The organism is Staphylococcus sp. FSL K6-0223 (genome assembly GCF_038008285.1).
Window position 1 is genome coordinate 985212 of the sequence record NZ_JBBOYX010000001.1, and the last position, 11284, is coordinate 996495.

The 11284-nt window shown below is 33.5% G+C and carries 4 protein-coding genes, 2 pseudogenes and 1 other annotated feature; all 6 genes and pseudogenes read left to right on the forward strand.

The features are described 5' to 3' along the window. Positions 1–86: 86 nt before the first annotated feature. Positions 87–1271, forward strand: a complete 1185-nt coding sequence (locus MHI13_RS05025; protein WP_025987199.1) for an MDR family MFS transporter — start codon at positions 87–89, stop codon at positions 1269–1271. Between the two features lie 65 nt (positions 1272–1336). Further along, positions 1337–1527, forward strand: a binding site (T-box leader). A 47-nt stretch (positions 1528–1574) separates the two neighbouring features. Continuing rightward, complete coding sequence (gene leuS, locus MHI13_RS05030) at positions 1575–3989, forward strand: leucine--tRNA ligase (protein ID WP_145423150.1); 2415 nt, start codon at positions 1575–1577, stop codon at positions 3987–3989. Positions 3990–4007: 18 nt separating this feature from the next. After that, positions 4008–4319: a rhodanese-like domain-containing protein gene (locus tag MHI13_RS05035; RefSeq protein WP_145423148.1), complete on the forward strand. Its 312-nt coding sequence runs from the start codon at positions 4008–4010 to the stop codon at positions 4317–4319. Positions 4320–4551: 232 nt separating this feature from the next. Further along, a pseudogene (locus MHI13_RS23455) lies at positions 4552–4636 on the forward strand (YSIRK-type signal peptide-containing protein); the annotation flags it as partial. Positions 4637–4797: 161 nt separating this feature from the next. Further along, positions 4798–10890 (forward strand): SasC/FmtB family protein, encoded by a 6093-nt coding sequence (locus MHI13_RS05040; protein WP_438827617.1) that lies wholly within the window; start codon positions 4798–4800, stop codon positions 10888–10890. Positions 10891–11152: 262 nt separating this feature from the next. Continuing rightward, positions 11153–11240 (forward strand): annotated as a pseudogene (locus tag MHI13_RS23460) (YSIRK-type signal peptide-containing protein); the annotation flags it as partial. Positions 11241–11284 lie beyond the last annotated feature (44 nt).

Sequence of the window (11284 nt, forward strand, 5' to 3'; positions counted from 1 at the left end):
TAGTTCTAAGTAAAGATTTTAACATATTTTAATGTTATAGTGTTTATTATAGTTCGATAAAAATATAAAGAGAGGACTTAAAAATTATGAATATACCTAGATCAGTATGGTGGCTAGTTATAGGAATGGCATTAAATATAACTGGCTCTAGCTTTTTATGGCCTTTAAATACGATTTATATGAAAGAAGAATTAGGAAAAAGCTTGACAGTTTCTGGGATTGTTCTAATGATTAATTCTTTTGGAATGGTAGTTGGTAACTTACTAGGTGGAACGTTGTTCGATAAGTTAGGTGGTTATAGAACAATCATGATAGGTACTATTACTTGTTTGCTTAGTACAACATTACTTAATTTCTTTCATGGATGGCCGTGGTATGCAGTTTGGTTAGTGCTACTTGGTTTTGGTGGGGGAATGATTGTTCCAGCAATCTATGCAATGGCTGGTGCCGTTTGGCCTAATGGTGGCAGAACAACTTTTAATGCTATTTACTTAGCTCAAAACATAGGTGTTGCTACCGGAGCTGCAATGGGAGGATTCGTTGCTGAATTTAGCTTTAATTTTATCTTCTTAGCTAATTTAATCATGTACGTATTATTTGGAATTGTAGCCTTTACGCAATTTAATTTAGAATACCATGCTAAAGTGAAATCACCAGATAGTCTAGATATCCAAAGTAAAGAAAATAAAAAACGTTTTATAGCTTTAATACTATTATGTGCCATGTTTAGTATTTGTTGGATTGGATACATTCAATGGGAAACAACAATAGCTTCATTTACGCAACAAATTAATATTTCAATGTCTCAATATAGTGTATTATGGACAGTAAATGGAATTATGATTTTAGTTGCACAACCATTAATTAGACCAGTCATTCGTTTGTTAAAAGGAAACTTAAAATATCAAATGTTTGTTGGTATTTTAATTTTTATGTTGTCATTCTTTGTTACAAGTTTTGCAGAACAATTTACTGTTTTCTTAATAGGAATGATTATTCTTACTTTTGGTGAAATGTTTGTATGGCCTGCAGTACCAACGATTGCCAATTATTTAGCACCGCAAGGTAAGCAAGGTCAATATCAGGGTGTAGTAAATTCTGCATCAACTGTAGGGAAAGCATTTGGTCCTCTAATCGGGGGTATATTGGTAGATACATTCAATATGAGTGCAATGTTCATAGGAATGATCATTCTTTTATTAATTGGAATGTTTTTCTTATCTATTTTTGATAAGGGTCTACCAAAACATTCACAACATGAAAATCGTTGAAAGACAACTTGAAATTAAACATATAAAATATGCTGAACCACTTGCAATTAGGTTACGAATCTCATAATATTAAACTGTATTGGAGTAGTAACTTAAATACTTTTCTAAAGAGAGCTAGTGGTGGTGCAAACTAGCGTTAAGAATTAAGTGAACTTACCGTTAATTAATCGAATTTAAAACATCTCTTACTATTATAAAGTGCACATGTAAAATGTGAATGAGGGTGGTACCGCGGCTAAAGAAAGTCGTCCCTGTCAAAAGTAATAGTTTGAGGTGTTTTATTTTTATTAGGAGGAAAATACTTTGGGTTATAATCACAAAGAGATTGAACAGAAATGGCAAAATTATTGGGCTGAGAATAAAACATTCAAAGCAAGCGATAATTTAGGCCAAAAAAAATTCTATGCATTAGATATGTTTCCATATCCATCTGGTGCGGGATTACACGTAGGACATCCAGAAGGATATACTGCAACGGATATTATTTCTCGTTATAAACGTATGCAAGGATATAATGTATTACATCCAATGGGGTGGGATGCCTTTGGATTACCCGCTGAGCAGTACGCGTTAGATACAGGAAATGATCCTAGAGAATTTACTAAAAAGAATGTTCAAACATTTAAACGTCAAATTCAAGAACTAGGTTTTAGTTATGACTGGGATCGAGAAGTTAATACTACAGATCCTGAATATTATAAATGGACGCAATGGATTTTTATTCAGCTTTATAATAAAGGACTCGCATATGTAGATGAGGTTGCAGTAAACTGGTGTCCAGCACTTGGTACAGTGTTATCAAATGAAGAGGTTGTAGATGGTGTATCAGAACGTGGAGGTCATCCTGTATATAGACGTCCGATGAAACAATGGGTATTAAAAATTACAGAATATGCCGATCGTTTATTAGAAGATTTAGATGAATTAGATTGGCCTGAATCAATTAAAGATATGCAAAGAAACTGGATTGGTCGTTCTGAAGGTGCACGTGTGTCATTTAATGTTGAAAATACTAATGACACTATTGATGTGTTTACAACACGTCCAGATACTATCTACGGTACAACATTCTTAGTACTTAGTCCTGAACATGCGTTAGTGAATGAAATGACTACTGATGACAAAAAAGAAGTGGTTAAACAGTATCAAGAAGAAGCATCAAAAAAATCAGACTTAGAGCGTACTGATTTAGCAAAAGATAAATCAGGTGTGTTTACTGGGGCGTATGCTATTAACCCATTATCAGGTAAGAAACTTCCAATTTGGATTGCTGATTATGTATTATCGACTTATGGTACGGGTGCAGTTATGGCAGTACCAGGACATGATGAGCGCGACCATGAATTTGCTAAGAAATTTGATTTACCTATCATTGAAGTCATCGAGGGCGGAAATGTTCAAGAAGAAGCATATACTGGAGAAGGAGCACATATCAATTCTGGCGAACTAGATGGGCTAGATAATAAAGAAGCAATTTCTAAAGCAATTACTTTACTCGAAGCCAAAGGTGCTGGCGAGAAAAAAGTGAATTACAAATTACGTGACTGGTTATTTAGTAGACAACGTTATTGGGGAGAACCAATTCCAGTGATTCATTGGGAAGATGGTACGATGACAACTGTGCCTGAAGAAGAACTTCCATTATTACTTCCTGAAACTGACCAAATCAAACCATCTGGTACGGGTGAATCACCATTAGCCAATATTGATGACTTTGTAAATGTTGTTGATGAAAAAACAGGCATGAAAGGTCGTCGCGAAACAAATACTATGCCACAATGGGCTGGTAGTTGTTGGTATTATTTACGATATATTGATCCACATAATGAGAATATGTTAGCAGATCCAGAGAAATTAAAACATTGGTTGCCGGTAGACTTATATATTGGTGGAGTAGAACATGCTGTCCTTCACTTACTGTATTCAAGATTCTGGCATAAAGTATTATATGATTTAGGTGTAGTTCCTACGAAAGAACCATTCCAAAAATTATTCAACCAAGGTATGATTCTCGGTGAAGGCAACGAAAAAATGAGTAAATCTAAGGGTAACGTTGTTAATCCTGATGATATCGTAGCATCACATGGCGCAGATACATTACGCCTATATGAAATGTTTATGGGACCATTAGATGCAGCTATAGCATGGAGTGAAAATGGATTAGATGGCTCTAGACGTTTCTTAGATCGTGTATGGAGATTATTCATTAATGAAGATGGGTCATTATCTAATAAAATTGTTGAAAATAACGATAATTCATTAGATAAAGTTTATAATCAAACGGTTAAAAAAGTGACTGAAGACTTTGATACTCTTAACTTTAATACGGCAATTAGTCAATTAATGGTATTTATCAATGATTGTTATAAAGCGAATTACATTTACAAACCTTATGTAGAAGGATTTGTTAAAATGTTAGCACCAATTGCCCCTCACATTAGTGAAGAGTTATGGCAACGTTTAGGCAATCAAGAAACTATTACGTATCAACCTTGGCCTACGTATAATGAATCATTACTTGTAGATGATGAGATTGAAATTGTAGTGCAAGTTAATGGTAAAGTAAGAGCGAAAATCAATATTCCTAAAGACTTATCTAAAGAAGATATGCAAGAGTTAGCATTACAAAATGAAAATGTTAAACTATCTATAGAAGGTAAAGAGATTAAAAAAGTTATCGCTGTACCTCAAAAATTAGTGAATATCGTTGCAAAATAATGGAAGAGGAGTTTTAAAATGGAAACAATTACAGTAGATCAATTAAAAGAGAAAATACTAGGATCTAATCCAGTAAATATTATCGATGTGCGAACAGATGAAGAAACTGCAATGGGGACAATTCCTGGTGCTAAAACTATTCCAATGGATCAAATTGCTGATAACTTAAATCAATTTAATAAAAATGAAACGTACTATATCGTTTGTGCTGCAGGAGTTCGTAGTGAAAAAGTAGCGAACTACCTTGAAGATGAAGGTATTCATGCGGTTAATGTTGAAGGTGGTATGCAAGCTTGGGGCGATGAAGGTATAGAAATAGACAGTATATAATTAATAAGAATACTAAAAAGGCGGTGAAATTAAATTTTGCTGCCTTTTTTCTTTTGCCTTTTTATATTTACAACTATTTAATTTTTTAAAATAAATATAAATATAAAAAAGACTGGTTTACAACTAATATTAGTGGTAAAATTACAAAGAATAAAGTGAAAGAGAGAAAAATAACTTTGAATAAACTCATTAAATTATGAACAACATGAAAAAACACTAAGGAGGATATTTAATGAATATATTCAAGAAACAAAAATTTAGTATACGTAAGTTTACAGTAGGAACATTTTCAACAGTAATTGCAACATTAGCGTTTATTACACATTCAGGTCATGCACAAGCTGCAGAAGATGTACATCAACCTAATGTAGCTGATAAGCAAACTGTTGGAGCCAATCAAACAGAGGGTACACCAAATTCTAATGCGAGTGTTACAACAACATTAAACGACAGCACTACAAATCAAGCCAATAATCTTGTGGCTGCAAATTCTAGTGAAACTACAGCATCAATTAATGATCATACGACTCAACCATCTAAACAAGAAGAAAAACATGAGACAACACAATCTAAACCTTTAACTGTTGTTAACAATCAACCATCTGGTACAGATAGAAGTATAGGTGAAGATAGAGCGTCAAATAGTAATGAAAGTGAAGGAGATCCAATGGCGCTTAACGAACAAAATACGAGCGGCATTATAAATGGTGATTTTGAAGATACATCTAATGGTGCAAGTATCCCAACGAATGAAACTGAAGCAGCAATGAACTCTGCAACTACAGTTACTGGATGGCATGTTAAAGACTCAGCACAAACAGAAATACCATTAGTATGGGGACCTAAAGCATTGTCCACATATAATGGTCAAACTTTTAATTTAACAACTCATAAAATTGGGGCTGTGTTATCTAAATCTACGGATAACAGTAATGCTAATCAACGTGTTCCTCAAGTAGGACCAATCTATCAAGATATTGACGTTACACCTGGTTCTGAGGTACAACTTAACTTTATTGGTCAAAGTATGGGTAATACAAATGGTTTAAATGGAGTTAAAGTTTATATTTATGATGCTAATAATCCAACTGACTTATTATATAAAGGTGCGCCATCTACGCATAATTTTGCGTTTGGTAAATTTACAGGTGTATTCAATGTACCAGATGATGTAACTAAATTACGTATTATGTTTGAATCCGCAGACGGTCGAAGTCATGATACATATAATGGTCACCGTTTATTAAAAGGTGCAAATAACTTTGGCGGTGGTGTAGTAGCTGACGTTTCACTTAATAGTGGGTCATATTTAAAAACAGTAAATACAACAAATGATTATAAAGAAGTTGTAACTACAGATCATGAAACAACAGTGGAATCTACTGTCAATGTAGATTTAGAAAATAAAGGACATTCGCGTGCTCAAAATGCGGTTTATAAAGTAACTTTACCTGAAGGTGCCGACTATGTTTCAGTATTTAATGCCAATGGAAGCTATGATAGTGCTACAAGAGTATTATCTTTGAGTCTTGGATACATTAGACCTGAAGAAATAAGACATTTCTCATATACAGTTAGACTTGATGCAACTCGCCCGCTTAGAAAAGAGTTTAATTCAACATTTACATATAATACGGAAGGTTTATATATGAATAAAAGAGACTTCCGTGGTGATATAGGTAATAATAATTTTGAAGGATATAGACAATTTGGTGGTGTCAATGAGTTTGTAAAAGAAACTACACCACGTCATGAAGGTAATGGTACAGGTGAAGTTCAATCTATTACCGTTAAAATGTTTAAAAATGATCTACAAGCTAAAGTTAATAAATTAGAACAATTGAATGAAGCAGATTATACTCCAGAAGTATGGGCAGAAATGAAAGAAGTATTAACTCATGCAAAAGCTATACTTGCTGAAACAGATGATACACCATTAGATGAAAGAAAAGACCAAGCAGAAATTAATGCCACAACATTAAATTTAGCGAAACAAGCAGATATACTAGCTATGGATAAAGTTGTAGTAGAAAAATACGCTATTATCAAAAATAATGCAGAATTTACAGTTGAAGAAAGAGTTAACAATAGAAAAAAAATTAAAGACTTCTTCGATGCAGCAAAGGGTATTATTGTAAATGCTAATAATACAACAAAAGCTGATGATGCAATGAATAATGGACTTAGAAATATCAATGGTGTAGAATTAGTACCAATTAAAAAGTCTTATACTAAATTAGAAATCGATGGCATTTTAATGACTAAAGAGGGCGAAATTGATCAAGTTCAAGATGCGACAGATGAAGAAAAAGCAGAAGCTAGAACTCAAGCAGAAGCTGCTGCTCAAAAAGGAAAGTCTACTATTGACCGTGTACCAACAAATGGTGAAGTAGATGATGCGAAAAACTTAGCTGAAACAGAAATTAATGCTGTTCAAGTTGCAGTAGTGAAAAAACCGACAGCTAGACAAACATTAGAACATGTAGCTTCAACTAAAAAGGCGACAATTGACCAAACACCAGATGCCACACAAGAAGAAAAAGATGCAGCAAAAGGTATGGTTGATGATGCACTTAGAGCTGCTAAAGAACAAATTGATCAAGTTACTTCAAATAGTCAAGTCGATGATGCTGTAACACAAGGTACTACAAATATTAATGAGGTAGTTGCTATAGTTATTAAGAAAAACGATGCAAGACAAACAATCGATGGTACTGCAACTACTAAAAAAGAATCATTACAGCAAACACCAGATGCGACGCAAGAAGAGATAGATGTAGCAAAAGCAAAAGTGGATGTAGCAGTGAACGATGCTAAAGCAAATATTAATAGTGCTAATACGAATGGTGAAGTAGATACTGCAAGTAATAATGGTGTGGATACAATTAATGCCATTCAAGTTGAAGTAGCGAAAAAATCACAAGCAAGACAAGCCATTGATGATGCAGCGACAGCGAAGAAAGCGACAATTGATCAAACACCAGATGCGACGCAAGAAGAAAAAGATGCAGCGAAACAAAAAGTAGATGCAGCAGTCACAGAAGCTAAAGCAAATATTAGTACAGCAGTTACAAATAGTAATGTAGATACTGCTAGTACAAATGGTGTAAATAATATTAATGCAATAACAGTAGAAGTAGTTAAAAAATCACAAGCAAGACAAGCCATTGATGATGCAGCGACAGCAAAGAAAGCGACAATTGATCAAACACCAGATGCGACACAAGAAGAAAAAGACGCAGCAAAACAAAAAGTAGATCAAGCAGTAACAGAAGCAAAAGGTAATATAGATCGTGCCACAACAAATAATGATGTAGATACAGCGAATACAAATGGTGTAAATAATATTAACGCAGTAACAGTAGATGTGCTTAAAAAATCACAAGCAAGACAAGCCATTGATGATGCAGCAACAGCGAAGAAAGCGACAATTGATCAAACGCCAGATGCCACACAAGAAGAAAAAGACGCAGCAAAACAAAAAGTAGATCAAGCAGTAACAGAAGCTAAAGCAAATATTAGTACAGCAGTTACAAATAGTAATGTAGATACTGCTAGTACAAATGGCGTATCAACTATTAATGCAGTAACAGTAGAAGTAGTTAAAAAATCACAAGCAAGACAAGCCATTGATGATGCAGCGACAGCGAAGAAAGCGACAATTGATCAAACACCAGATGCTACACAAGAAGAAAAAGATGCAGCAAAACAAAAAGTAGATGCAGCAGTAACAGAAGCAAAAGGTAATATAGATCGTGCCACAACAAATAATGATGTAGATACAGCGAATACAAATGGTGTAAATAATATTAACGCAGTAACAGTAGATGTGCTTAAAAAATCACAAGCAAGACAAGCTATTGATGATGCAGCAACAGCAAAGAAAGCGACAATTGATCAAACATCAGATGCGACACAAGAAGAAAAAGACGCAGCAAAACAAAAAGTAGATGCAGCAGTGACAGAAGCGAAAGGTAATATAGATCGTGCCACATCAAATAATGATGTAGATACAGCGAATACAAATGGTGTATCAACTATTAACGCAGTAACAGTAGATGTGCTTAAAAAAGTACAAGCAAAACAAGCCATTGATGATGCAGCAACAGCGAAGAAAGCGACAATTGATCAAACACCAGATGCGACACAAGAAGAAAAAGACGCAGCAAAACAAAAAGTAGATCAAGCAGTGACAGAAGCAAAAGGTAATATTGATCATGTGAACACAAATGGCGAAGTAGATACAGCGAATACAAATGGTGTAAATAATATTAACGCAGTAACAGTAGATGTAGTTAAGAAAGCACAAGCAAGACAAGCCATTGATGATGCAGCAACAGCAAAGAAAGCGACAATTGATCAAACGCCAGATGCTACACAAGAAGAAAAAGACGCAGCAAAACAAACAGTAGATCAAGCAGTGACAGAAGCAAAAGGTGATATAGATCGTGCCACAACAAATAATGATGTAGATACAGCGAATACAAATGGTGTATCAACTATAAATGCAGTAACAGTAGATGTAGTTAAGAAAGCACAGGCACGTCAAGCTATTGATGATGCAGCAACAGCAAAGAAAGCGACAATTGATCAAACACCAGATGCTACACAAGAAGAAAAAGATGCAGCGAAACAAAAGGTAGATCAAGCAGTCACAGAAGCAAAAGGTAATATAGATCGTGCAACTACAAATGGCGAAGTAGATACAGCAAACAATAATGGTGTATCAACTATAAATGCAGTAACAGTAGATGTAGTTAAAAAAGCACAAGCAAGACAAGCCATTGATGATGCAGCAACAGCGAAAAAAGCAACAATTGATCAAACGCCTGGTGCGACTAAAGAAGAAAAAGATGTAGCAAAAGATAAAGTTGATGTTGCAGTGACAGAAGCGAAAGGTAATATTGACCATGCGAACACAAATGGCGAAGTAGATACAGCAAATACAAATGGTACCGATACAATCAATGGTATTCAAGTTGAAATTGCTAAAAAACCTATAGCTAATAAATCCATTGATGACGTAGTAGTTGCGAAAAAAGCATTAATTGATCAAACTCCTGATGCTACAAAAGAAGAAAAAGATGTAGCTAAAAATAAAGTTGATGAAGAAGCAAATAAAGCGAAACAAAATATTGAGCGTGCTATAACAAACAATGATGTAGATACTGAAACTACAAATGGTACGAATGCAATTAACGCTGTACAAGTAGAAGTAGTTAAAAAGGCACAAGCAAGACAAGCCATTGATGATACTGTAACGAGTAAAAAAGCAGAAATCGATAAGAATATTGATGCCACAAAAGAAGAAAAAGATGCAGCAAAAACCAAAGTGGACGAAGCAGCAAATAAAGCAAAACAAGCCATTGATCAAGCCACAGATAACAGTGGTGTAGATACAAATAAAACAACTGGTATAAATGAAATTACAAATATTCAACCAGAAACAGTAAAGAAAACAGCAGCTAAACAAACTATTGACAACGTTGCAAAAACTAAAAAAGAACAGGCTGATCAAACACTAAATGCTACAAAAGAAGAAAAAGATACAGCTAAAAATAAAGTTGATGAGGAAGTATCTAAAGCTAAATCAGAGATTGATAATGCAGAAACAAATAGTCAAGTTGATGATGTGACAACTAAACATTCTGATACAATTAAAGCTATTCAAGTTGATGTTGTGAAAAAAGATAGTAATAAAAAAATAATTGATGAAGTAGCAGCAGCTAAAAAAGCAGAAATTGATAAAAATGATAATGCAACGAAAGAAGAGAAGGATAAAGCAAAACAAAAAATCGATGAAATAGTTTCTAATGCTAAAAAAGAAATTGATAATCAAACAACAAATGGTGATGTTGATAAAGTAACAGTTAAATTTACTGGTTTAATTAAAAATAGTGATTCAGATATCACTAAAAAATCAACGGCTAAAGATAAAATTGAACAAGTAGGTAAAGATAAAAAAGCAGAAATTGATCAACATTCTACTGCAACAAAAGAAGAAAAAGACATAGCAAAAAAAGCAGTTGATAATGTTATCAATAAAGCAAAAGAAGAAATTCAAAAATCTACTACGAATCAACAAGTTGACGATGTAACTGCTAAATTTACAAAAGATGCTAAAGAGATACAGGTTCATGCAGTTAAAAAAGCAAAAGCATTAGAAGAATTAATGAAAAAAGCGGCAGAGCAAAAAGCAAAAATTGACTCAATACGTAATGTATCTGAAAATAAAAAAGCAGAAGCTAAACGAAAAATAGATACAATTGTAGAGGAAGCAAAACGCATCTTTGAAAAGGATATTACTAATAGTGATGTTGATAATACTTTGGACAAAGCAATTGAAGAAATCCTTAAAGTAGTAGTTAAACCAGATGAAAGTACTGGTTACTCATACGATGTTGGTAATCCAACTATAAATATTACTGATAATTCAAATCATATTTTAAATCGTAAACATATACTTCCTAACACTGGTATGACAGAAGGATATCGTTTACCACTAACTGAAATTATTTTTATAAGTGGTTTAGTATTATTCTTAACTACAAGAAGAAAAGAACAAGAATAATACTTATAAATAATAGGAGAAGCAAAAAGCTTCTCCTATTTTTATATTATTAAGATGTTATATACATACAAAGAGTAACTATATAAAAAATATATGAATAAAAATATTTTAAAAAACAAATTAAATTGTAGTCATTTTTATCAATAAATGTTATTATAGAATACAAATGGTATTGTTTATGGTTGAAGACTATTAAAGTTACAATTTACATACAATATTCATTATTACTAACACATCAAGAAAACACATCAGGAGGAACATAATGAATCTTTTTAAAAAACAGAAATTTAGTATTCGTAAGTTTAGTGTAGGGACATTTTCTACTGTGATTGCGACATTGACTTTCTTATCCCATCCAGGTCATGCAGCAACTCATGATGAAGAAAATAATATT

Coding starts and splice junctions, on each gene's coding strand:
- MHI13_RS05035 (WP_145423148.1), top strand. CDS start 4,008: ATGGAAACAATTACAGTAGATCAATTAAAAGAGAAAATACTAGGATCT.
- MHI13_RS05025 (WP_025987199.1), top strand. CDS start 87: ATGAATATACCTAGATCAGTATGGTGGCTAGTTATAGGAATGGCATTA.